The organism is Sphingomonas sp. BT-65, from assembly GCF_026107375.2.
Taxonomy (GTDB): Bacteria; Pseudomonadota; Alphaproteobacteria; order Sphingomonadales; family Sphingomonadaceae; genus Sphingomonas.
The window spans coordinates 595,050-617,419 of sequence record NZ_JAPCIA010000001.1 but is presented as its reverse complement, the minus strand read 5'-3'; the positions used below and the strand labels follow the sequence as shown (position 1 = coordinate 617,419).

Sequence of the window (22,370 nt, the reverse complement as noted above, 5' to 3'; positions counted from 1 at the left end):
GGACAGGAATGCAGGGGCGCTGTTCGCTCGTTCGCGCGACCATACTGGGGGTAGCGGCATTCGCCATCCCCGGCGTGGCGCAAACTCAGCAAGCGGCGACCGGCCGGCTCCAGTTCGAGGCGCGGGAGGCGACCTGGATGGCGCCGGACATCGCTCCGGATGGCCGGACGATCCTGTTCGACCTGCTCGGCGACATCTATGCGCTGGACGCGGCGGGCGGGACGGCACGGCCGCTGCTGACGGGCGACGCGTTCGAGACCCAGCCGGTCTTCTCGCCCGACGGCAGGCAGATCGCCTTTATTTCCGACAGGTCCGGCGCGGCCAATCTGTGGGTCGCCAACGCCGATGGCAGCAATGCGCGCAAGCTGTCGGGCGATACCGATCCGGCGATCTACACCTCGCCCGCCTGGTCGCCGGACAGCCGCTTCGTCTATGTCTCGCGCACGATCCACAACATCCTGGCGTTCGAGCTCTTCGCCTATGACCCGCGCGGCGGATCGGGGGTCAAGGTCACGCAGGCGCGGCCGACCGGAAACGAGGGCAATGCCGACCGCATCAACGCGATGGGCGCGGCGGCATCGCCGGACGGCAAATATCTCTATTATGCGCGCAAGACCGGCGGGCTATGGTCCGACAAGGTGCTGCCGCATTGGGAGATCATGCGGCGCACGCTGGCAACCGGCGCCGAGGACCGGATCATCACCTCGCCCGGCGCGGCCATGCGGCCGGCGCTGTCGCGCGACGGGACGCGCATCGTGTATGCCAGCCGCTGGGGCGCGCAGACGGGACTGCGCATCCGAGACCTCGAGACCGGCGCCGACCGCTGGCTGAGCTTTCCGGTCGATCACGACAGCCAGATGGGAGGTTATTACAACGACTTGGTGCCGCGGGTGGCGTTCCTGCCCGGTGACAGGGAGGTGCTGACCGCGATCGACGGTAAACTGACGCGCATCCGCATTGCGGACGGCGTGCGCTCGCCGGTGCCGTTCACTGCTGCGGTCGACTTGGCGGTGCGCCGTAACACCCGGGTCGAGGTGCCAGACGAGACAGGCCCGGTGCGCGTGCGCGTGATCCAGGCGCCGCGGTTATCGCCAGATGGATCGCGCATCGCCTTTGCCGCGCTGGGCAAGCTCTATGTGCAGGATCGCACCGGCGGCACGCCGCGCGCAGTGGCGGGCGTCGAGGGCATGGCGTTCCAGCCCGCCTGGTCGCCGGACGGACGGACTCTGGTCTATGTGACCTGGACCGGTGAGGGCGATGGCGGCGGAACGCTGTGGTCGATCCCGACGGCGGGCGGCAAGCCGCGGAGACTGTTACAGGCTTCAGCCTATTACAGCGAACCTACAGTATCGCCGGACGGGCGCTCGGTCGCGGTGCTGCGAGCGACGAGCATCGAGCGGCTGCAGTCGGCGTCCGATCTTCAGGCCAGCCGGCCGACCGATGTCGTGTTGCTTCCGCTGGCTGGCGGCGAAGCCCGCGTGATCGCCAGCAAGTCGGGGATCAAGTCGCTGTCGTTCGACGCCAAGGGTGAATGGTTGCGCTATATGGGCGGGCCGTCGATCGAGGCGGTGGCGGTACAAAGCGGGATGCTGCGGCGCGTCTTCGACCTGCGCGTGCCCAACTCCAATCGCTATTTCAACAACATCCAGACGCCGCCCGAAGATATCCGGCTGAGTCCTGACGGCACGCGCATGCTGGTCAAGGCAGCATCGCAGGCCTGGCTGCTCGACGTGCCGCCATCCTTCTCCGCCGATCCGCAGGCGCTGGAACTGGCACGGCCGGTGGTGTTCGGGGTGCGGCTGACCGATATTGGCGCGGACTATGTCGACTGGTCGCGGGACGGCAAGACCTTGATGTGGTCGCTCGGCGCAACCGTGCGCACGATCGACGCCGCGCAGGCGGCCACCCTCACCAAGGGTCTTGCCGAGAAGCAGGCGGCGAAGATCGAAGCGGTGGTCGAACTTCCGCGTGACGTGCCGCAGGGCTCGACCGTGCTGCGCGGCGGCACCGTGATCACGATGCGCGGCGACGAGACGATCGCTGGAGCCGACGTGGTGGTCACCGCCAATCGCATCGTCGCGATCGGCAAGACCGGTGAGGTGACCGTACCGACGGGTGCGACCGTGATCGACGTGAGCGGCAAATATCTGACGCCGGGCTTTGTCGACACGCATGCCCACTGGTTCGAACTGCCCCGCCAAGTACTGGAGGCGAACCATTGGAGCTTGCTCGCCAACCTTGCCTATGGCGTGACCAGCGGGCTCGACGTCCAGCCCTTCACGATCGACGTGTTCGGCTATCAGGACATGATCGACGCCGGGATCATGGTGGGTCCGCGTGCCTTTTCGACCGGACCCGGGATCTTCGTAAACAGCGAGATCAACTCGGCGGCCGAGGCGGAGGCGGTGCTGACGCGCTATCGCGACTATTACCGCACGAGCAATCTCAAGGCTTATCTCGTCGGCAACCGCACGCAGCGCAAGCTGGTGGTCGAAGCGTCGGACAAGATGGCGATGATGGCGACGACCGAGGGCGCCAGCGACTTCAACCTCAACCTGACCCACGCCATCGACGGCATGGCGGGCAACGAGCATAATCTGCCGATCACGCCTCTGCGCGAGGATGTCGTGAAGCTCTATGCGTCGTCGCGGATCGGTTACACACCCACTTTCGGCGTGCTCTATGGCGGGTTCGCCCCGTACGACGATCAGGTGATCGCGGGCGAGGTCGATCGGGACGCGAAGCTCGCGCACTTCGTTCCCCAGGGAATCATCGAGAGCAAGATGCGGGACCGCGTGTGGGTGCCGCCGATGGACCGCACATCGGCATCGTTCGCCGCCGACGCGCTGCGAATCCGCAGGGCCGGCGGGCTGGTCGGCATGGGGAGCCATGCGGTGATCCAGGGGCTGGGCTATCATTACGAGATGCGCGCTTATGCCGAGGGCGGCGCGACGCCGCACGAGGTATTGCGCGCGGCGACGCTCGACAGCGCCGAGGCGATCGGCCGCAAGAGCATGATCGGCAGCATCGAGCCGGGCAAATATGCCGACATCCTGATCATGAGCGCCAACCCGCTGGAAAAGATCGAGAATGCCGCGGCGATCGACAAGGTGATGAAGAATGGCCGCATCTATAACGCGGCGACGCTGAGCGAGGAATGGCCGCGCAAGCAGGCGCTGCCGGATCGCTGGTTTGCCAGGGCGCGGCCCGATGGAGGATCAACGAAGTGAGAATGACGCGGCGCGAGCTGCTGGCAACCGCTCCGGCGGCGATCGTGAGTCAAGCCGCGGCAGGCTCCGCGCGTACGATCGCGGGAAGCGACATTCTCGCGATGAGCGCGGTCGATCTCGCCGCCGCGATCCGGCGGCGCGAGGTGTCGAGCCGCGAGGTGATGGCAGCGCATCTGGCGCGGGTCGATGCGCTCAATCCGATGTTCAACGCCATCGTCTCGCGCGTCGATGGCGAGCAGCTGCTGCGCGAGGCAGTGGCTGCGGACGAGGATGCGGCGAAGGGCAGGTTTCGCGGCGCACTGCATGGCTTCCCTCACGCCGTAAAGGACACCGCGCCCGCCAAGGGGATCGCGCATACCCAGGGCTCACCGCTGCTGCGCGACAATATCGCGGCAGCGGATTCGCTGGTGGTGGGACGGATGCGCGCGGCAGGCGCGATCTTCACCGGCAAGACCAACGTGCCCGAGTTCGCGCTGGGGTCGCACAGCTTCAACCCGGTCTTCGGCGTTACCCGCAACGCCTATGATCCGCGCAAGTCGGCGGGCGGCAGCTCGGGCGGCGCCGCGGTCGCGCTGGCGCTGCGCATGATGCCGCTGGCGGACGGCAGCGATTTCGGCGGATCGCTGCGCAACCCCGCGGCATGGAACAATGTGTTCGGCTTCCGCCCGTCGTTCGGGCGCGTGCCGTCGGCGCCATCGAGCGACGTGTTCGGACAGACCTTTGCCACCTCCGGTCCGATGGCGCGGACGGTGCGCGACGCGGCACTGCTGCTGTCGGTTCAGGCGGGATCCGATCCGCGCGCGCCCTTTTCGCTGAAGGACGACCCTGCGGTGTTCGCCAGACCGCTCGATCGCGAGTGGAAGGGCAAGCGGATCGGCTGGCTCGGGGACCTGGGCGGTGCGTTGCCGATGGAGCCGGGCGTGCTCGAAACCTGCGAGAAAGCGCTGGCCGCATTCCGCGCGATCGGCATGACGGTGGATGCCGCCAGTCTGGACGAACCGGCCGATGCGATGTGGCGGACCGCGGTGACGCTGCGCCACGGATCCGTCGGTCCCGACCTCATTGCCTTTGCCGACGATCCCGCAAAGCGCGCGCAGATGAAGCCCGAGGCGCTATGGGAGGTCGAGGGCTATCGCAAGCTCACCGCGATCCAGATCACGCAGGCGCAGATGGGCCGGACGCGCATTTACGAGGCGTTCCGCAAGGCGTTCGCGACCTTCGATTTCCTGATCCTCCCCACCGCGCAGGTTTTCCCGTTCGACGGCCATCTGCACTGGCCGGCCGAGATCGCTGGGCGGAGGATGGACAGCTACCATCGCTGGATGGAAGTCACCTTTCCGGTGACCATGGCAGGCCTCCCCGCCTTGTCGGTGCCAGCCGGATTTGGCGGTCCGCACAAACTGCCGATCGGCATGCAGATCATCGGCCCGGCCCACGCCGACCTGGCCGTGCTGCAAGTCGGTCACGCTTATGAACAGGCCGCATCCTGGATCCGGCAAGCGCTACCCGAGGCAATCGGGACATAATGTTGTCGACATGTTTCGAAGGCACAGAATCGCCCGCTAGGCTCAGTGGCGGGAACGCGCCCCATCTCCGGTCGTCCAGCCCTCTCGCAGGTGGTCCTGAAAGCTGACGTTCGTTCAGGGATGTTGGGGCGGCAGCTATTTTGATCGTTTATGGGGCGGCGACCGTGACCGTAGGGAGCGGGGCCGTAGCGGGTGACACAATAGGATCCGGCGGTATCGCTCGACGTGGCGACCGAACTGATCGGCTCCATCGCCCCTTCTCGGATCGGTCTGTGAGACGGGTTACCGCGGAACGGCGCATCGATGACCTAGCGTTCAGCGGCACGGGCTTCTGCGCGAGACACTCGACCGTTATGGTCGGTATCGGCCGCGTCGAAACGCTGCGTGGCCAGCATATGGGCAAAGGCGTTGAACGACATTTCTCCATTGGCGTCGAACGGCGGGTTCTTCGGGCGATGCCGAAGAGAAAGAATAGGATCGCGGGCCTTGAAGAGCAGATGCTTAAAGGCATAGCTGCGGAGTTCACGCCTCGTAATCGACCCGCTCCGGTCACTATCGATCGCGCTGAAGCGAATGCGGACGGCGTCCCGGAATTCGGCGCGATCCACATAGCCGTCGCCATCGCGATCGAGTGCCGCGAGGCTGCCGGCCTGAATCTTCTCCGCAGCCGCACCCGGAGCAGCAGTGGCGAAGATCACCGCGGGTAGAATTGCACGGATAGTATCACGCATTGCGGGGCCTCCATTGTGGGTCTTGAGATGATCCGACGACGCCTTCGGGCTTGGAGTCAGGTTCTTTCGGACCCGAGCGGCCGGTAGAACGGAGGTGTCGTCCGATCCATTTCTCGAGATCGTCGAGATAGGCGAACACGACCGGCACGATCAGCAGGCTGAGCGCGGTCGAGCTAAGCAGGCCGCCGATGACCGCGACGGCCATCGGCTGTCGGAAGCTCGCCCCCGAACTGAACCCAAGCATGATCGGCGCCATGCCCGCGATCATGGCGACGGTGGTCATCACGATCGGCCGGGCGCGTTTGTGGCAGGCATCGATCAGCGCGTCGTGGCGTGAAAGGCCGCGATCGCGGATGCCGACGATTGCAAACTCGACGAGCAGGATCGAATTCTTGGCGACGATGCCCATCAGCATCACCAGGCCGAGCATCGACGGGATATCGAATTCGCTGCCGGCGACGAGCAGCGCCAGGAATGCGCCGCCCAGCGACAGCGGCAGCGCCGACAGGATTGTGACGGGCTGGAAGACATCCGCGAACAGCAGGATGAGCACGGAGGACACGCACAGAATGCCGGCCAGGATCGCGATGCCGAAACTCGAGACGAGCTCCGACTGAATTTCGGCGTCGCCGGTCTTCATCAACCGCACCCCCGACGAGAGGTGCTGTAATGCCGGAAGCGCCGCGGCCTGCTTGAGCGCCGTGCCGAGTGGGACGCCGCCGAGATCGGCGTTGACGGTCACGTAACGGTGGCGGTCATAGCGGTCGATCTGCGCCGGCCCGCTCTCGATCGAGAGATTGGCTACGCTCGACAATGGCACCAGCCCGCCGCGCGCGTTGACGCGCAGATCGGCGAAACCGTCGAGGTCACGCCGGTCGAGGTTCGGGAACTGCACCCGAATGTAGAGCTGTCGATTGTCGAGGTTCAGGCGCGCGACATTCTGGTCCCGGTCGCCCGCGGTCGCGATCCGCGCGACGTCCCCGATCGTCTCGGTGCTGACGCCCAGCTCGGCGGCGCGAGCGGGATCCGGCCGGATCACGATTTCCGGCCGATCAAGGCTGGCGGTGGTCTGGACGTTGGAAAGCCCCGCGACGTCCCGCAGCTCGCGGGCAAGTTGCTCCGCGGTCGCGATGAGCGCCTGGGAGTTGTCGCCGAAAAGCGTGAGCTGCAGCTTTTCGCCCGGACGGCCCGCTCCGATCGAGAAGCGCGCGCCCGGAATGGTCTTCAGGTGGGCGCTGACCTGCCGCTCTATCTCGGCCTGCGGCGCGCGCTCGCCGGACGGATCGAGCGCCAGGATCAGCGTTCCCCGGCCGATCGTGCCAGCCTGCTGACGCCCCCCTCCTGCTTGCTGCGGTTGCCCTATTGTCGTGAGGATCGTCCGTATTCCGGGCACGTCCCTGATCGCGAGCCGCGCCGCCTCGGCAACGGCGAGCGTGTCGTCGAGCGAGCTTCCGGGCGGAAGCTCGATGTTGATCGACGTGTTGCCGCGATCCGTCGTCGGCAGCAGGCCGAATGGAATGAGCGGCGCCAGCCCGAGCGAGGCGACGAAGAACAAGGCGGCGGCGGCGATCGTGACGCCCCGATGACGGAGGCACCAATTCGCCGCCGCCAGGTAGCGAGTCATCACCCAGCCGTCCCGGTCTTCCTTGGGGGCTTCCCCGGACGAACGCGGCTTCAGCATGTAGGCGGCCATCATCGGCGTCAGCAGGCGGGCCACTACGAGGGAGGAAAGCACCGCGATCACCACGGTCCAGCCGAACTGCTTGAAGACGAGGCCCGCCACGCCGCTCATCATCGCGGTCGGCAGGAACACCGCCACCAGGCTCATCGTCGTGGCGATCACCGCGAGCGCGATCTCGGACACCGCATGCTCGGCAGCCTCGCGGATCGGCTTGCCCGGCCGCGCATGACGCTCGATATTCTCGATCTCGACGATCGCATCGTCGACCAGGATGCCGACGACGATCGCGAGCGCCAGCAAGGTCACGACATTGAGGCTGTAGCCGAGCGCCGCCATGCCCGCGAATGCCGGCAGGATCGAGAGCGGCAGCGCGGTCGATGCGATCAGCGCCGCGCGCCAGTCGCGCAGGAACAGGAACACCACGAGGACCGTGAGGCCGGCGCCCTCGTAGAGCATGTCCATCGAACCGTGATATTGCTCGAGCGTGAAATCGACCGTGCCCGAGACCTGGTAGAAGCTCAGCGAGGGGTCTTGCGCCTTGAGCTGATCCAGTGCCGCCCGCACCTTTTCGGCGATCCTGGTCTCGTCGAACCCCCTCGCTCGATAGATCTGGAAGCCGACCGCGGGCTTGCCGTCGCGGCGCGCGAGCTGTGTCCGCTCGGCGATCGTGTCGCGGACGGTGGCGACCTGATCGAGCCGCAGATGGCGCCCGCCCGGAAGCACGACCGGCAAGGCGGCCAGATCGGCGGCCTGCCGCACGGTCGCGATGGTGCGGACCGACTGTTCCTGGCCGCCGATCTGGCCGCGGCCGCCCGAGGATTGCTGCTGGACCTGGCGAAGCGCGCGGGAGACGTCGGCGGCCGTCACGTCGAGCGCTGCCATTCGCACCGGATCGACTTCGACGCGCACCTCGCGATTGACGCCGCCGACCCGCTCGAAGCGCCCGACGCCCGGAATCGCCAGAATCGCCTTGGCCAGCGTGTCGTCGACGAACCACGACAGCCGCTCCTCGTTCATTCGCGAGGAGCCGGCGGCATAGACCAGGATGGCGCCGCCGCTGGTCTGCACCGCGCTGACCCTGGGTTCGAGCACGTCGGCGGGCAGATCGGAGCGAACCCTGTCGACGGCGTCCTTCACCCCGATGAGTGCCTGGGAGATCTCGGCCTCGAGAGTGAACTGAGCGGTAATCGCGACCTGCCCGTCGCTGATCGAGGTGGTGATGTGCCTGACGCCGGCGACGGTTGCGATCGAATCCTCGACCTTGCGTGCCACCTCTGTCTCGAGCTGCGCCGGTGCGGAGCCCGGCTGGACGAGCGTCACCGTGACCGTCGGCCGGTCGAGATCCGGCAAGTCCTGGATAGGGAGACGGAGAAATCCCAAAAGGCCGCCGACCGCGAGCAGCGTGAACAACAGGATGACCGGAATCGGATTGCGGATCGACCATGTGGCGAGGTTCATGGAGTGCGCTTCCCGCTTGCGCCCGATGTTCGTGGTCCTTCTGCCGTCGCCAGGCGAACGACATCGCCGTCGTTGAGGAAGGCCGTCCCCCGTGCGACCACGCGGTCGCTGTCGGCCAGCCCCTGGACGATCTCGACATCGGTCCCATTGCGACGGCCGACTGTCACCTCCGCCAGGATCACGCGAGGCGTCAGTCCCGGGTCTGCGGGCTTCGCCACATAGTTGCGGCCGTCGCGGATGATGACGCTCGTCGCAGGCACGACGAGCGCCGGGCTGTCGCCCAGCTTCACCGAGCCCTTGGCGTACATGCCCGCGCGCGCCCGGCTTCCAGGCTCGAGATCGGCATAGACGATGCCGAGGCGGGATCGCGGGTCGAGGCCGGGCGCGGTCTGGCGCACGCGGGCGACCGCGCGGCTGCCGTCGGGAAGGTCGAGTGCGATCGTCTGGCCTCGCGTGACCTGCGCGATCTGCGCGGCGGTCAGTTCCCCGCGCCACTCCAGGCGATCCCGGCAGATCAATCGGAACAGCTCCTGGCCGACGCCCGCCACCGCGCCCAATGTGGCGGTGCGTGCGCTGATGGTGCCGTCATCGGGCGCGACGACGACGGTATGGCGCAGCTGAAGGCGGTTGGCTGCGAGCTCGGCGGCCGCCATCCTGGCCTTGGTGACAAGCTGGAGGACATTCATCGCGCTGATCGCGCCGCTGGCCCGGAGCTGAAGGTCGAGCGCGCGCTGGCGATTGGCTTCGGCCTCGGCGTAGTTCGCCTCCAGCCGCGCCTCTTCGGTCTTCAGCAGCGCGGGGTCGATACGCGCGAGCACGTCGCCTTTCGACACGCGGTCGCCGACGTTCGCGCGGACGTCGATCAGCGGATAGCCGCCGACCTGCGCACCGACGCTGGTCTCCTGCCAGGGCGCGATGGAGCCCTGGGCGGAGAAGCTCACCGGCCAGACAGTCCGGCGCGGCGCAGCCACGGTCACGGTGAGGGCTGGCTTGGGCTTCGCCGCCGGGGGCGGGGACGCGCGGCGTGCAAGGCCGAAAGCGCCAAAGCCGGCGAGACCGACGAGGATGATCGCAAGGCAAACCAGCATCCGGCGGCGCGAGCGCGGCGCCGCGGTCTCATCGCAATGGATCACTTGCGGCGGCGTCCGAAGACGTAGCTCACCGCCAGGCCGCCGGACCATTGATCCCGCGATCCGAAACGGTCGACGACGGGCGAGTCCGCCGCGTCGCCCAGCAGCCGGTCATACTTGGTATAGCCGAAGACACCCCAGCGCCGGCTCAGCTGCCGCTGGACCCCGACGACCGCCCCTGCAGCGTGCAGGCCGCCATCGGGGCTATAGGCGGCCACGCCCGTCGCAGCCGCCTCACGCGGCGTGACGCCGAAATAGGCTTTGGCGTAGCGGCGGCTCGCCACGGTCAGTCGCGGTCCGAGCGACCATAGCCATCGGTCACCGTCGCGTGCGACATAGTCGGCACCGATCACGCCGGTCAGCGCGCGGTGCCCGCTGACTCCCTGTCGTGTCTGGGCCGACAGCCGGAAACGCGGGCTGATCCAGTAGCGAGTGAAAACACCCGCCTCTACGGTGAAGCCGACTTCGTCGAGTCCGCCGACGTCGTCGCGGCTGCGCTTGCCCACGAAACCGAGCACCGGACCGAATGACAGGCCGCCCCGGTCGTAGACTGCCCTGCTCGGGTTCTCGTCGGGCGCCCTGAAAGGAAACCGCTGGTCTCCGCGCCTGCGCGAAATATTGACATAGGGGCGCAAGCGCACGCGGTCGGAACCCGGAAAACTGGGCGCCAGCCGCGGTCCGAGCGTCACGCGGGTCTCCAGCGCGCCTTCATCGTCGTCCTGCGCTTCGGCGGGAACCGGCATGAGCGCCAGCATGGCCAGCGTGGATGCGGAAGAGATTTTCAGGCGGAGATGGGGCTGCCTCTGCGCATCGACCGTGGACATCGCTCACACCTCATCTGCTTCGTGCTGTGGGAGCAGCAGAGCTAGAGGAGGCCGCGACGGCGTAGTTTTAACTTGTGTGAAGAGTTGTTTCGTCGCCCGCGACGTGCAGGGCATTGACCCAAGGGTTTCCGATGCGACTACGGGTTCGTACCGGGGATGACGATCCTGACCGTGAAACCGCGCGGTGTTTCTTGCCTTAGGAAAATGTCTCCGCCGTGCGATCGCACGGTCGCTCTCGCAATGGAAAGGCCTAATCCAAAGCCCCCGGGGCCGTCGCTCCTGGCGTCATCGACCTTGAAGAAGGGAGCGAACACCTGGTCGTGCAGCGACTCCGGAATGCCCGCACCGTCGTCGGTGACATCGATTTCCGCCGCAGCATCTTCGCCGACACGGAGGCGGAGGCGCACTTTCGAGCCGTGCCGCAAGCCATTGTCCACGATGTTGCTGATGGCTCGCGCCAATGTGCCGGGCCGGCATGTCCAGGTGAGGCGCTTCGGACCCTCGTAGCGCACGTCGTGGCCGATATCCGCGAAGTCGGCGCAAATGGTTTGGAGGATACTCGGCAGATCCGCGCGGGACGGTTCCTCGCCACCGGCGTCGTCGCGCAGGAAATCCAGGGTCTCGCGCAGCATGCGGTCGACGCGCTCGAGCTCGCGCAGCATGCCCTCGCGCATCGGCTGATCGGCGACACGCTCCACGCGCAGCCGTAACCGCGTCAGCGGCGTGCGCAGATCGTGGCTGACCGCGGCGAGCATCCGCGTGCGGTCATCGATGAGAGCGCGTATGCGCGAGCGCATCTCGCTCAGCCCGTCCGCCAGCTGAACGATTTCGATCGGCCCCTTGCGGACGATCAGCCGATCGTCGTGCGGCGAGCGCCCGAAGGATTGCGCGGCCGTTGCAAGCGTGGACAACGGCGCGATGATCCGGCGAACCGCATAGATCGACAGCACCAGGACCAGGAGCAGCACCATGGGCAACATGAGGGCCGCCAACGCCCCGACGAACCCCCAGATGTGAGCGGCCTTGGGCTCGAACACGAGCACCATGCCGTTGCTGAGCTGCGCCGACCACCGGCTGCCGGAAGACCCCCGAACGAGCTTGACGCCATCCTCGGACGACCTGGCCGCCCGATCCCCAAGTCGCACCCTGACATTCGCGCGCTGCGCTGCCTCGACGATGTGTGCAACTTCGGCAGGGTCCTCCGCAGCCTCCGCGAGCTGGGCGACGGTGTCCATCCGCTCGATCTCTCTCGACGAATCGCGATCGGGAACCCGCACATCGAATAGGAGAACGACGGTAACCGTCAGCAAAATGCCAAGCAGGATCGAAACGACGGCAAGCAGGCTGATTTGCGTCTGGACCCTATCGAATCTCAGCTCTGGCCACCGCATCACCCCTCCCTCACGTCGGGAGTGAACATGTACCCTCCCAACCGTACCGTCTTGATCAGTGTGGGATCGCGTGGATTCGCTTCCACCTTCTGCCTGATCCGGCTCACGTGAACGTCGATGCTGCGGTCGATCGGCCCCGCCCGGCCGCCGTGAACGCTTTCGCTCAACTGCTCGCGCGAGAGAATCCGGCCGGGGTTGCGGCAGAACGCGAGCAGGAGATCGAATTCGACGCTGGTCAGCGCGACTCTCACACCTTCGGGGTCATGCAGCCGGCGTGCGGCGGGATCGATGGTCCAGCCGTCGAACGTCAGCGGCTTCGCTCTTTCTCGAGCAGACCCCATCTCGCCTCTCGCGCGGCGAAGGAGAGCGCGGATTCGCGCTACGAGCTCGCGGGAATTGAACGGTTTGGGGAGATAGTCGTCGGCGCCGATCTCGAGACCGATGATGCGGTCGACATCTTCGCCCCGCGCGGTCACCATGATAATCGGTATGTCGGATGACGCACGAAGGCGACGGCAGATACTCAGCCCGTTCTCCCCCGGAAGCATCAAATCCAGCACAATAAGATCTACCGGCTCGCGATTCAGCAATCCGTCCATCTCCCGAGCCGATCGAACGGCCGATGCACGGACGTCATTGTCGGATAGCACGTCTACAAGCAGGCGAGAGAGTTCCGGATCGTCCTCTACAAGCAGGACGTGGGGCGTTGGTGCCAACGACCGTGTGAGTGCCGGACAGTGCGCCTTTTCCGCCATGAGATTCTTTTGATGAGTGATGCGAGTCGCGTCAGCAACTCAGATATGTTTTTTTGTTAAGGCATTTCCAAGGGTGTGATCGGCGGGGTCCGGCACCAAACATCTGATGGCCGCTGTAAATAAGTCGGCGATCTGGGCTTTGCGTGCCAACTGCTTCAGATCGGCATCCAGCCGACGGCTTAGGTTTCTGACGGCTGGGCCGGTAGTATTTGAACACGAAAATATTTTCTACAATGAATTCAGATGGTTGGTATAGTCCCGAACAATCGAGTGGGAGTGACGGATGGCGCGAGCCGGTGAAGCGATGAGCGGCCCCAAGGGCCTGCGCCAGTTCGTTGATCTCGAGCAGCAGCGCGAATGGATGGAGGGCGAGGCGGGCCTGTCCGACGCCGACGAGCGCTCGGAATCGCTCGAACACCGGTTCAAATATGCCGCGCGCTTTCAGAAGCTGCTTGGCCGGCCGCAGGCGGACGAGGTTCTGGAGATTCTAGGACGCTACGGCCAGAACTGTATTCCAATACCGCGGATGACTGAGCGTTACTATTGGTCGGTCTCCTGTTTGCCGTCGACCTCCGACAAGCCATTGGTCCGCGTCAATGCGAGCTGGATGGAGCTTTTCACGCTCTACGCGGACGGCGAGGACGTGCGTTCGAGATTCATCGTCCATCTGTCGGATTTCACCACGGACCGATCGCTCCTGCAGGAGCATCTGGATCACGCCTTCCTTGAGGGCTGCGTCGTGGCGCCACAGGATGTCAGCTATTTTCTTCCGCGCGGCGCGGACATCTTCGGCGTCAATGTACGTGGTGCCGCCTCGATCCGCGCGTTCCTTGCCTCGCCCCGCGCGTTGCGCGCGATTCGGCGGTTCAACCTGACGCACATGAACCGGGGGCGGAACGCCTATCAGGCCAGCCATAGCTACAGCGTGGCGGACCATATGCTGGGCGATTGAAGCTGGGACAGTCTCGGGCGCGGCCCGCTTGACGAACGGCAGCGGCGCTGCCACGGGACTCGCCGTTTTGGGCAGGGGTCGGTAACCGGCGCGTGTCCGGGCGAGGGCCGACCACTGGGGCGCGGCCGCCTTTATCCAAGCCTGACCCATGCGATCGATCGACGCGACGGCAAGACGGATCAGGGCGCTGGTGATGCGCCGCGGCCTTTCCGCCAACGATGCGGACGAGGTCGCACAAGAGGCATTCCTGCGGCTCGAGGAAGCGCGCCGGTCGGAGGAGATCGCGGCCCCCGAAGGCTTCGTCGTGCGCGTCGCGCTCAACCTCGCCGCCGACATCGTGCGCCGCCATGCGCGCTGGCGGTTCGAACCCGTTCCGGTCGAGGAAATGGACCTGCACGACCCCGCGCCGACGCCCGATGATGTGATTGGCGCGCGCAAACGTCTAGATCGGGTGAGGGCTGCGCTCGACGCGCTGCCGGAGGAGATTCGGACGGTGATCGTCCTCAAGCGGCTGGAGGGATTGACGATCGAGCAGATCGCGAAGCGCGAGAATGTCGGCACCGCGACGGTGGAGCGGCGGCTGCGGCGCGGACTGACCCTGCTGGCTGAGATGGACACGGAATGACGGCGAACGGAAACATGGCGGGCAATCCGGCCCTGGCGCTCGACGCGGCTGCCGACTGGACCTTGCGGACGGACCGCGGTTCGGGCGACGGGGACCTGCGCGCGCTCGAGGCGTGGCTTGCGGAATCCGAAGCCAATCAGGACGCCTTCGCGCGCACCCAGGCGATCTGGGACGATCTGGGCCTGCTCGCGCCAGCGCAGAAGCCGCGCGCCAAGACGTCATGGTTCGCGCGTCCTGGCATCCCGCAATTCGCCGCGATCGCCGCGACCGTGCTGCTGCTGTTTACCGGCGTGCTGTTGTGGCAGCGCGACGGCGGCCAGCGCTTCACCACCGAAATCGGCGGGCGCGAGATCGCGACGCTGTCCGACGGGTCGCGCGTCACGCTCAATACCGATACCGAATTGCGCGTCGCCTTCGCAGGCGCCGAGCGCACCGTGATCCTCGATCGCGGCGAGGCGATGTTCGAGGTCGAGAGCGACGCCAAGCGGCCGTTCGTCGTCGAGGCCGCCGGGCGGCGCGTGACGGCGGTCGGCACGATCTTCCTGGTGCGGCGCCTTCCCAATGGAGTGTCGGTGACGCTGATGGAAGGCAAGGTGAAGGTCGAGAGTTCGGCTGGGGCGCGGATGATGCTGCCCGGCCAGCGGATGATCCTGCGCGACAATGGCGCGGTCGGGGTCGACCGGCCCGCGATCGATTCGATCACCTCATGGCGCCGCGGCGAGCTGGTGTTCCGCGACACGCCGCTGAACGAGGCGGTGACCGAGATGAACCGCTATACGCGCAAGCCGATCCACTTGTCCGCCGCCCCGGGCGACAAGCGGCTGAGCGGGATTTTCGCCACCAATGGCGGGCGCCAGTTCGGCGAACTCGTCGCGGAGCTTTACGGCTGGTCGTATCGCGAGGACGCGGACGGCGCGGTGATCGCCGAGGGCGGCGCGGAGAAGCGCTGATCGGCGGCCAGCCGGCGTGAAACGTTTCGCCCGCCATTTCGCGGGTGCCGAATTTTTTCGCCGATGACTGATGGAGTCGCCGGTGCCGGGCGTCTCATGAGTAGGCAAATGAAATCGACCGTGGCGGTGCCGGAAGTGTCCGGTGCCGCGCGTTCGTTAGTAGCGCTCAAGTTCAGTTCCTAGAACAGAATAACAACTACAGAATAATACACGCGCATATCGGAATAGTATTTCCGGTGTGATCCCGTCTGTGCGCGTAAGTCATTCAAGTATTAAAGTAATACGAGTCTCTGATACGTAACAAATACTATCTATCCGGCGATTCGGTTTGTTTGGGGGGTGACGGTGGGAATTGCCGGTCTTGCGGTTCGTAAGGGCGTATTGTGCGTAGGTTGCGCGCTTGTCGCGCTGGCGACTCCGGCGGCGGCGCAGGATGCGCCGGCGGCCGAGCCGGTCGCGACCGCGCGGCCGGTCGACATCCTCAACTACCGGATCGAGGGCAACAGCGTGCTCTCGCGCGTCGAGGTCGAGACGGCGGTGCTGCCCTATCTCGGCCCGCAGCGCCCGCAGGACGATGTCGAGAAGGCCCGCGCCGCGCTCGAGAAGGTCTATCGCGACAAGGGCTATGAGACCGTCGCGGTCGAGATCCCCGAGCAGGAAGTGCGCGACGGCGTGGTGCGGCTGCAGGTCACCGAGCTCGCGGTCGGCCGCCTGCGCGTCACCGGCGCCCGTTTCTTCTCGTCCGAGGACATCAAGAAGCGCGCCCCGTCGCTCGCCGAGGGCAATGTCCCCAATTACAAGCAGGTGTCGGACGAGATCGCCGCGCTCAACAAGAGCGGCGAGCGGACGATCACCCCGGCGCTGCGCGCGGGCGACACGCCGGGCACGGTCGATGTCGACCTGCAGGTCGAGGACCAGGCGCCGCTCCACGGCACGCTCGAGCTCAACGACCGCGCCAGCGCGCAGACCGAGCGGCTGCGCCTCTCGGCCAGCCTGATCTACGCCAATCTCTGGCAGCTGGGGCACAGCCTCAGCGTGCAGGGCCAGTTCACCCCGCAGGACCCGGCGCAGTCGTGGATCGTCTCGGGCAGCTATGTCGCGCCGATCCAGGGCACACCCTTCGCAGTGGTTGTCTATGGCGTGCATTCGGACAGCGACGTCGCCGCGGTCGGCGGGATCAACGTGCTCGGCTCGGGCGACATTGTCGGCGTGCGCGGCATCTACAATTTCTCGCAGGGCGACTGGAAGCACACGCTGACGCTCGGTCTCGACTACAAGAACTTCCAGGAAGATCTCGTGCTCGGCCCCGAATTTGGCCGCACGCCGATCAGCTACATGCCGCTGACCTTGCAATATGCCACCGGGCGGACCGGCGAGCGCTCCGAATTCTCGTTCACCGCGGGCGTCAATGTCGGCCTGCGCGGGCTCGACGCCGACGAGCTCGAGTTCCGCCTCAAGCGCTTCAACGCCAGCGCGAGCTGGTCGTCGCTGCGGCTCGACGCATCGTACAGCTACACCTTCAAGAACGACATCCGCTATTCGTGGCGCGTCGCGGGCCAGCTCGCCGACGAGCCGCTGATCTCGAACGAGGAGTTCTCGATCGGCGGGTGGGACAGCGTGCGCGGCTATTTCGAGAGCCAGGAGCTCGGCGACATCGGCGTGTCGAGCCAGTTCGACCTCTATTCGCCGTCGCTGGCGGGCCTGATCGGCAAGGGCGTCGACGAGTGGCGGTTCTACGGCTTCGCGGACTGGGGCTACACGCGCATCCTCGACGCGCTTCCCGACATCGACGGCAACATCAAGGCCGACGGCAAGCTCGCCAGCCTGGGCCTCGGCACGCGCCTGCGCCTGGCCAAATACGTCAACATCGACGCGCTGCTGGCGGCGCCGCTGATCGATCCGGGCGACACGCTCACCGACTTCGACGGCAAGCTGCGCGGGCAGTTCCGCCTGTGGTTCGCATTCTGAATTTCCTGAGGGGGTTGTGATCATGAAGAAAATCCTCGGCGCGCTGTTTTTGGGGCTCGCGCTGCTTCCGTCCTCCGCCATGGCGTGGTGGAACAAGGACTGGACCGAACGCCGCGAAGTGACGCTCGACGCGTCGGGCATGCGCGGCGTGCAGGGCTCGCTGACCCGCGTCCCGGTGCTGGTGCGGCTCCATTCGGGAATCTTCGACTTTTCGAAGGCGCGCCCGGACGGCGGCGACATCCGCTTCGTCGCGGCGGACGACAAGACCGCGCTGACCTATCATATCGAGCGCTACGACGCGACCGCGGAGCTGGCGCTGATCTGGGTCGACATGCCGCAGGTCGATGCCGGCTCGCCGCAGAAGATCTGGCTCTACTACGGCAATCAGGCCGCGACGCCCGCCGCCAATGCCAATGGCAGCTATGACGGCGAGCAGAGTCTGGTGCTGCACTTCTCGGAGAGCAATGCGCCGGCCGACCAGACCGCCAACCGCAACCGCATCGCGGCGTTCACCGCGAAGCCGAGCGTCGAGGGGCTGATCGCCGGCGGCGCGACCTTCGCCGGCGAGAGCCAGCTGCGCATCGCGCCGTCGCAATCGCTGGCCATTCCGGCGGGCGGGTCGATGACCTGGTCGGCCTGGGTGCGTCCGCAGGCGGGCGGGCCGCAGGAAGGCCTGGTCTTCACCAAGCTCTCGGCGGGCGGCGAGGCGGCTCCGGCGCGGCTCGCGGTCGGCCTGCGCGGCGGCGTGCCCTATGTCCGCCTGACCGGTGCCGACGGCACCACGGGCGAAGCGGCGGCATCGACCGCACTCGCGCCGGGGAGCTGGGCTCATCTCGCGGTCACCGCGAGCGAGGGCGTGGTCACGCTCTACCTCAACGGCGCCGCGATCGGCACGATCCAGGCCGCGCTGCCCCAGCTCGACGGCGAGGAAGTGATCGGTTCGCTCGGGCCGATCCCGGCCTTCACCGGCGACATCGACGAGCTCGGCCGCGCCAATGCGGCGCGCAGCCCGGCGGCGATCGCGCTCGCCGCGCAGAGCCAGGGCCGTTCCGCGACGCTGGTCAACGTCGCGAGCGAGCCGGATGCGGCGGGCAGCGGCGGCCACAATTACTTCGGTATCCTGGTCAACGCGCTGACGCCCGACGCCTGGGCGGTGATCATCCTGCTCGGGTTCATGGCGGCGATCAGCTGGTGGGTGATGTTCGCCAAGGGCCGGCTGGTCGGGCGCACGGTGTCGGCCAACCGCCGCTTCCTCGCCGCCTATCGCCACGCCACCGCCAATGGCCGCATCCAGGGTGCGATCCCGGGTGAGGAGCTCAACCGCATGGGCATTGACTCGACGCTGGCGCGGCTGTTCGCGATCGCCGACCAGGGGCTTGCCGACCGCATGGCGCCGGGCAGCCTGGCGCACCGCACCGGCCTTGGCCGGGAATCGGTCGAGGCGATCCGCTCGGCGATGGACGCCGGGCAGGTGCGCGAGAACCAGCGGCTCAACAAGTGGATGGTGCTGCTGACCATCGCCATCTCGGGCGGCCCGTTCCTCGGCCTGCTCGGCACGGTGATCGGCGTGATGATCACCTTCGCCGGCGTAGCCGCCGCGGGTGACGTCAACATCAATGCGATTGCGCCCGGCATCGCCGCGGCGCTGCTCGCCACGGTCGCCGGCCTCGCGGTCGCGATCCCGGCGCTGTTCGGCTACAACTATCTCGTCAGCCGCCTCGAGGAGATCGCCTCCGACGCCGACGTCTTCGTCGACGAGCTCGAGAAGCGCATCGCCGAGACTCACCGCAGCGCCCCGGCGCCGGTTCCCACCCCTATGCCCGTCGCGGCCGAGTGAGGAGGGGACCATGCGCGTCCACACCAAGAAGAAGCCGTACGACGACATCAACATCACGCCGATGCTCGACCTGGCGTACGTGCTGCTCGTCATCTTCATCATCATGACGACGGCGGCGGTGCAGGGGATCAAGGTCAACGTCCCCAAGGCGTCGTCCTCGGTGAGCCTCGCCAAGCCGACGACCAAGGCGATCGCGATCGACAGCTCGGGTGCGATCTACCTCGACACCATCCCGGTGACGATCGACGAGCTGGAGAGCCAGCTGCGCTCGTTCAAGGCGGTGACGCCCGAGTTCCCGGTGGTGATCAAGGGCGACCGGGTCTCGCAATACGGGCGCATCATGGAAGTGCTCGACGTGTGCGGGCGCGTGGGCATCACCCAGCTCGGGCTGGTGTCCGAGCGGCAGAAGGCGGCCTGAGCCATGGCCGCCACCGCACCCGCGGGCGACCGGCGTGACGGCCGCCGCCTGCCGGAATGGGCCGGGAATGCAGGGTTCGCCCTGCTCCTGCTCGCCGCGGCGGGACTGCTCATCTGGTACTTCTGGCCCAGCGGCACGCTGACCGAGCGTGAGCGGGTGATCCAGGAGATCAGCGTGGTCACCCCGCCACCGCCTCCGCCGCCCGAAGAGAAGATCATGGAGGAGGAGCCCGAGATCGTCGAGCCGCCCGAGGAGGAGCCCGAGATCCAGAAGGACGTCGAGCAGCCCTCGGAGCAGCCTGCCGAAGCGCCGTCCGAGGCGCCCGCGACCAGCGAGCCCGCCGGGCTCGACCGGCCGGCGGACGCGGGATCGGACAGCTTCCGCCTCGCGGCGGGCGGCGGTGGCGGCCTGTTCGGGCGTGGCGGCGGGGGCCTGGGCGGCGGCAGCTGGGGCGCGTTCGTCGAAACGCACATCCGGCGTGCGCTGCAGCGGGATCCCAAGACCCGCACCGCGCAGGGCTTCCTGAACGTGATGGTCGATATCGACGGCACGGGCAGGTTCACCGGCGCGCGGCTGCGCTCCTCGACCGGCAATGCCGAGCTCGACGACGCGGTGCGCCGGGTGCTGGCGACGCTGCCGCCGCTCACCCGCGGGCTGCCGGCCAACCAGAACGGGCGGACCTACGCCACGATCAACATGCGACGCACGGGCGGCTGACGCCTCCCGCAATCAATTCGAACTGAGGGGGAAGACCCAAATGCCGTTCGTTTCCAATCTCCTGCGCAGCGGTACCGCGCTGGCCGTGATCGCGCTCGCCGCCCAGCCGGCGCAGGCGCAGACCGACGATGTCGGCGTCGAGATCCTCCAGCTGCTGGTCGACGAGGGGGTGATCCCGCTCGAGAAGGCGCAGCAGCTGCTCGATCGCGCCAAGAAGGCGGCCGAACTCCGCGCCCAGCGCGAGGCGCCCAAGACGTCCTCGACGATCGACGTGCCCTATGTGCCCGAGGCCGTGCGCAACCAGATCCGCGACCAGGTGAAGGCCGAGGTGATCGCCGAGGCCGAAACCAAGCGCTGGATCGCCCCGAACAAGATGCCGGGCTGGCTCGATCGCATCACCCTCTCGGGCGATTTCCGGCTGCGTTACCAGGCGAACCTGTTCTCCGACACCAACTTCCCGCAATTCCCGGACGTCAACGCGATCGTCCAGGCCGGCGGATCGCCGCGCAACGACTTCCCGCTGCTCAACTCGACGATCAACCGCTACATGCTGCGCTACCGCGCGCGGCTCGGAGTCGAGGCGAAGATCACCGATCAGGTGAAGGTCGGCTTCCGCCTCGCCTCGGGCGACAATCCGGGGCCGGTCTCGACCAACGAGACGCTGGGCGACTTCTTCCAGAAGGACGGCATCTATATCGACCGCGCGTTCGTCGAGCTGTCGCCGCTCGAGCAGGTGACTTTGGTCGGCGGGCGCATGCCCAATCCGTTCGTCTCGACCGACATGGTGTGGGACACCGATATCAACCCAGAGGGTGTGGCGGCGAAGCTCAGCTACCAGTTCGGCGAGGAGACACTCAACACCAGGCTGTTCCTGACCGGCGGCTGGTTCCCGCTGCAGGAGCGCGAGCTCGATCCCTATGACCGCAACCTCGTCGCGGGGCAGGCGGGCGTCGAGTTCGAGCCTGCCGAGAAGCTCAAACTGACCGTCGCCGGCGCCTATTACGACTTCCGCAACGTCCAAGGCATCCGCAACGCGCCCGACGGCTCGCGGCTCAACGACTTCACCGCGCCGCTGTTCCTGTCGCAGGGCAACTCGCTGTTCGACCTGCGCACCGACGGCGTGACCTCGCTGCCCGGCCTCGCCTCGAAGTTCGAGCTGGTCGCAGGCACCGGCAGCATCGCCTATTCGGGCTTCGGCGACATCGGGGTCAGGCTGACCGGCGAATATGTCCACAATATCGGCTTCAACCGGGCCGAGATCGCCGCGCGGCGGGTGGGCGAGCCGGCGAGCGTGCCGCCCGAGAATTACGGCTATCAGGTCCGCCTCGATGTCGGCCACGACAAGATCGCCAAGCTCGGCGACTGGCAGCTGGGGGTTGGCTACAAGCGGATCGGCACCGACGCGGTGCTCGACATCTTCACCGACAGCGACTTCGGCCTCGGCGGCACCGACGTGAAGGGCTACCTCATCGAGGGCCAGCTCGGCGTGTTCACCAACACCGCGATCGGCGTGAACTGGTACAGCACCAAGTCGATCAACCGCGCGCCGTTCGACGTCGACGTCCTCCAGATCAACCTGACTTCGGGCTTCTGAGGAGGGCATGATCATGGCTTTTCGTACGTCCGCACTCGTCCTGGCCCTCACCGCTGCCTTTTCCCCTTTGGCGGCGGCGCAGGAGCAGGATACCGCCGTGGCGGCGCCCACCGCCGCCACGGCGGGGCAACCCGCCGCGCCGGAAATCCCCGCCAAGCCGCCGACCGAGGCCGAACGGTTGCGCGCCGAAGTGGAGACGCTGCGCCGCCAGCTCGGCCGCCAGATGCTGATCGCCGACAATGCTCGCGGCCAGCTCGACCGCGCGCGCGCGGAGGCGAAGCTCAAGGACGAGCTGATCGAGCTCGGCCGCACGCGCAACGCCGAGCTGCTCAAGCTCGGCCGCGAGATCCTCGACCGCTATGCGCGCAAGGATTTCTTCGCGCTGGTCGGGGGAAGCGAGCCCTTCGTCCAGTCGTCGCGCGTGCGCCTCGAGAACCTTGTCCAGGACTATGAGGACAAGCTGCGCGCCCAGCGCTTCACCAAGGACACGCTGCCGCCGAGCGTCGAGGCGCGGATGCGCGCCGAGCTGGCCGCGCCTGCCGAGGCCAAGCCCGCGTCCCAGCCCGAGCCGAACAACCCGTAA

The 22,370-nt window shown here is 66.9% G+C and carries 17 protein-coding genes; 11 read left to right on the top strand and 6 right to left on the bottom strand.

Features of this window, described 5'->3' with window-relative positions; genetic code table 11:
- Nucleotides 1-8: 8 nt before the first annotated feature.
- Nucleotides 9-3,230, top strand: a complete 3,222-nt coding sequence (locus tag OK349_RS03100) for an amidohydrolase family protein (RefSeq protein ID WP_265116360.1) — start codon at nt 9-11, stop codon at nt 3,228-3,230.
- Nucleotides 3,231-3,232: 2 nt separating this feature from the next.
- Nucleotides 3,233-4,756, top strand: a complete 1,524-nt coding sequence (locus OK349_RS03095; protein ID WP_265118525.1) for an amidase — start codon at nt 3,233-3,235, stop codon at nt 4,754-4,756.
- Nucleotides 4,757-5,064: 308 nt separating this feature from the next.
- On the opposite strand, the gene OK349_RS03090 is transcribed toward OK349_RS03095, so the two are convergent.
- The 6 genes from OK349_RS03090 to OK349_RS03065 all read right to left on the bottom strand — a co-directional run bounded on the left by OK349_RS03090 (nt 5,065) and on the right by OK349_RS03065 (nt 12,726).
- A complete protein-coding gene (locus OK349_RS03090; protein ID WP_265116359.1) occupies nt 5,065-5,487 on the bottom strand; it encodes an EF-hand domain-containing protein in 423 nt (140 codons plus the stop codon).
- Nucleotides 5,480-8,626, bottom strand: coding sequence for an efflux RND transporter permease subunit (locus tag OK349_RS03085; protein ID WP_265116358.1), 3,147 nt, complete (start codon nt 8,624-8,626; stop codon nt 5,480-5,482). The genes OK349_RS03090 and OK349_RS03085 overlap by 8 nt, the downstream gene beginning before the upstream one ends.
- A complete protein-coding gene (locus OK349_RS03080) occupies nt 8,623-9,759 on the bottom strand; it encodes an efflux RND transporter periplasmic adaptor subunit (RefSeq protein WP_265116357.1) in 1,137 nt (378 codons plus the stop codon). The genes OK349_RS03085 and OK349_RS03080 overlap by 4 nt, the downstream gene beginning before the upstream one ends.
- Nucleotides 9,756-10,580, bottom strand: coding sequence for a MipA/OmpV family protein (locus OK349_RS03075; RefSeq protein ID WP_265116356.1), 825 nt, complete (start codon nt 10,578-10,580; stop codon nt 9,756-9,758). Before OK349_RS03075 ends, OK349_RS03080 begins: the two co-directional genes overlap by 4 nt.
- Nucleotides 10,581-10,717: 137 nt before the next feature.
- Nucleotides 10,718-11,971, bottom strand: coding sequence for a HAMP domain-containing sensor histidine kinase (locus OK349_RS03070; protein WP_265116355.1), 1,254 nt, complete (start codon nt 11,969-11,971; stop codon nt 10,718-10,720).
- Nucleotides 11,971-12,726 (bottom strand): response regulator, encoded by a 756-nt coding sequence (locus OK349_RS03065; RefSeq protein WP_265116354.1) that lies wholly within the window; start codon nt 12,724-12,726, stop codon nt 11,971-11,973. Before OK349_RS03065 ends, OK349_RS03070 begins: the two co-directional genes overlap by 1 nt.
- A 283-nt stretch (nt 12,727-13,009) precedes the next feature.
- Here OK349_RS03065 and OK349_RS03060 point away from each other — a divergent pair, with 283 nt between their 5' ends.
- The 9 genes from OK349_RS03060 (at nt 13,010) to OK349_RS03020 (ending at nt 22,370) form a co-directional block, all read left to right on the top strand.
- On the top strand, nt 13,010-13,678 hold the full coding sequence (locus OK349_RS03060) for a hypothetical protein (RefSeq protein ID WP_265116353.1): 669 nt from the start codon (nt 13,010-13,012) through the stop codon (nt 13,676-13,678).
- 148 nt (nt 13,679-13,826) lie between these two features.
- The gene (locus tag OK349_RS03055) at nt 13,827-14,303 is read left to right on the top strand and encodes an RNA polymerase sigma factor (RefSeq protein WP_265116352.1); all 477 of its coding nucleotides are present in this window, start codon (nt 13,827-13,829) and stop codon (nt 14,301-14,303) included.
- Nucleotides 14,300-15,253 (top strand): FecR family protein, encoded by a 954-nt coding sequence (locus OK349_RS03050; protein WP_265116351.1) that lies wholly within the window; start codon nt 14,300-14,302, stop codon nt 15,251-15,253. The genes OK349_RS03055 and OK349_RS03050 overlap by 4 nt, the downstream gene beginning before the upstream one ends.
- 381 nt (nt 15,254-15,634) lie before the next feature.
- A complete protein-coding gene (locus OK349_RS03045) occupies nt 15,635-17,221 on the top strand; it encodes a ShlB/FhaC/HecB family hemolysin secretion/activation protein (protein WP_265116350.1) in 1,587 nt (528 codons plus the stop codon).
- A 22-nt stretch (nt 17,222-17,243) separates the two neighbouring features.
- The gene (locus OK349_RS03040) at nt 17,244-19,058 is read left to right on the top strand and encodes a DUF2341 domain-containing protein (protein ID WP_265116349.1); all 1,815 of its coding nucleotides are present in this window, start codon (nt 17,244-17,246) and stop codon (nt 19,056-19,058) included.
- A gap of 10 nt (nt 19,059-19,068) precedes the next feature.
- Nucleotides 19,069-19,476: an ExbD/TolR family protein gene (locus OK349_RS03035; RefSeq protein WP_265116348.1), complete on the top strand. Its 408-nt coding sequence runs from the start codon at nt 19,069-19,071 to the stop codon at nt 19,474-19,476.
- A 3-nt stretch (nt 19,477-19,479) separates the two neighbouring features.
- Complete coding sequence (locus OK349_RS03030; protein ID WP_265116347.1) at nt 19,480-20,193, top strand: energy transducer TonB; 714 nt, start codon at nt 19,480-19,482, stop codon at nt 20,191-20,193.
- 40 nt (nt 20,194-20,233) lie between these two features.
- Entirely contained in the window at nt 20,234-21,787 is a 1,554-nt protein-coding gene (locus tag OK349_RS03025; protein WP_265116346.1) for a putative porin, read from the top strand.
- Between the two features lie 13 nt (nt 21,788-21,800).
- Nucleotides 21,801-22,370 (top strand): nucleotide exchange factor GrpE, encoded by a 570-nt coding sequence (locus OK349_RS03020; RefSeq protein WP_265116345.1) that lies wholly within the window; start codon nt 21,801-21,803, stop codon nt 22,368-22,370.

Bases quoted from the DNA above. Each gene is read 5' to 3' on its own strand.
- OK349_RS03035 (WP_265116348.1), top strand. From the start codon at position 19,069: ATGCGCGTCCACACCAAGAAGAAGCCGTACGACGACATCAACATCACG.
- OK349_RS03050 (WP_265116351.1), top strand. From the start codon at position 14,300: ATGACGGCGAACGGAAACATGGCGGGCAATCCGGCCCTGGCGCTCGAC.
- OK349_RS03100 (WP_265116360.1), top strand. From the start codon at position 9: ATGCAGGGGCGCTGTTCGCTCGTTCGCGCGACCATACTGGGGGTAGCG.
- OK349_RS03060 (WP_265116353.1), top strand. From the start codon at position 13,010: ATGGCGCGAGCCGGTGAAGCGATGAGCGGCCCCAAGGGCCTGCGCCAG.
- OK349_RS03020 (WP_265116345.1), top strand. From the start codon at position 21,801: ATGGCTTTTCGTACGTCCGCACTCGTCCTGGCCCTCACCGCTGCCTTT.
- OK349_RS03090 (WP_265116359.1), bottom strand. From the start codon at position 5,487: ATGCGTGATACTATCCGTGCAATTCTACCCGCGGTGATCTTCGCCACT.
- OK349_RS03025 (WP_265116346.1), top strand. From the start codon at position 20,234: ATGCCGTTCGTTTCCAATCTCCTGCGCAGCGGTACCGCGCTGGCCGTG.
- OK349_RS03055 (WP_265116352.1), top strand. From the start codon at position 13,827: ATGCGATCGATCGACGCGACGGCAAGACGGATCAGGGCGCTGGTGATG.
- OK349_RS03065 (WP_265116354.1), bottom strand. From the start codon at position 12,726: ATGGCGGAAAAGGCGCACTGTCCGGCACTCACACGGTCGTTGGCACCA.
- OK349_RS03070 (WP_265116355.1), bottom strand. From the start codon at position 11,971: ATGCGGTGGCCAGAGCTGAGATTCGATAGGGTCCAGACGCAAATCAGC.
- OK349_RS03040 (WP_265116349.1), top strand. From the start codon at position 17,244: ATGAAGAAAATCCTCGGCGCGCTGTTTTTGGGGCTCGCGCTGCTTCCG.
- OK349_RS03085 (WP_265116358.1), bottom strand. From the start codon at position 8,626: ATGAACCTCGCCACATGGTCGATCCGCAATCCGATTCCGGTCATCCTG.
- OK349_RS03075 (WP_265116356.1), bottom strand. From the start codon at position 10,580: ATGTCCACGGTCGATGCGCAGAGGCAGCCCCATCTCCGCCTGAAAATC.
- OK349_RS03030 (WP_265116347.1), top strand. From the start codon at position 19,480: ATGGCCGCCACCGCACCCGCGGGCGACCGGCGTGACGGCCGCCGCCTG.
- OK349_RS03095 (WP_265118525.1), top strand. From the start codon at position 3,233: ATGACGCGGCGCGAGCTGCTGGCAACCGCTCCGGCGGCGATCGTGAGT.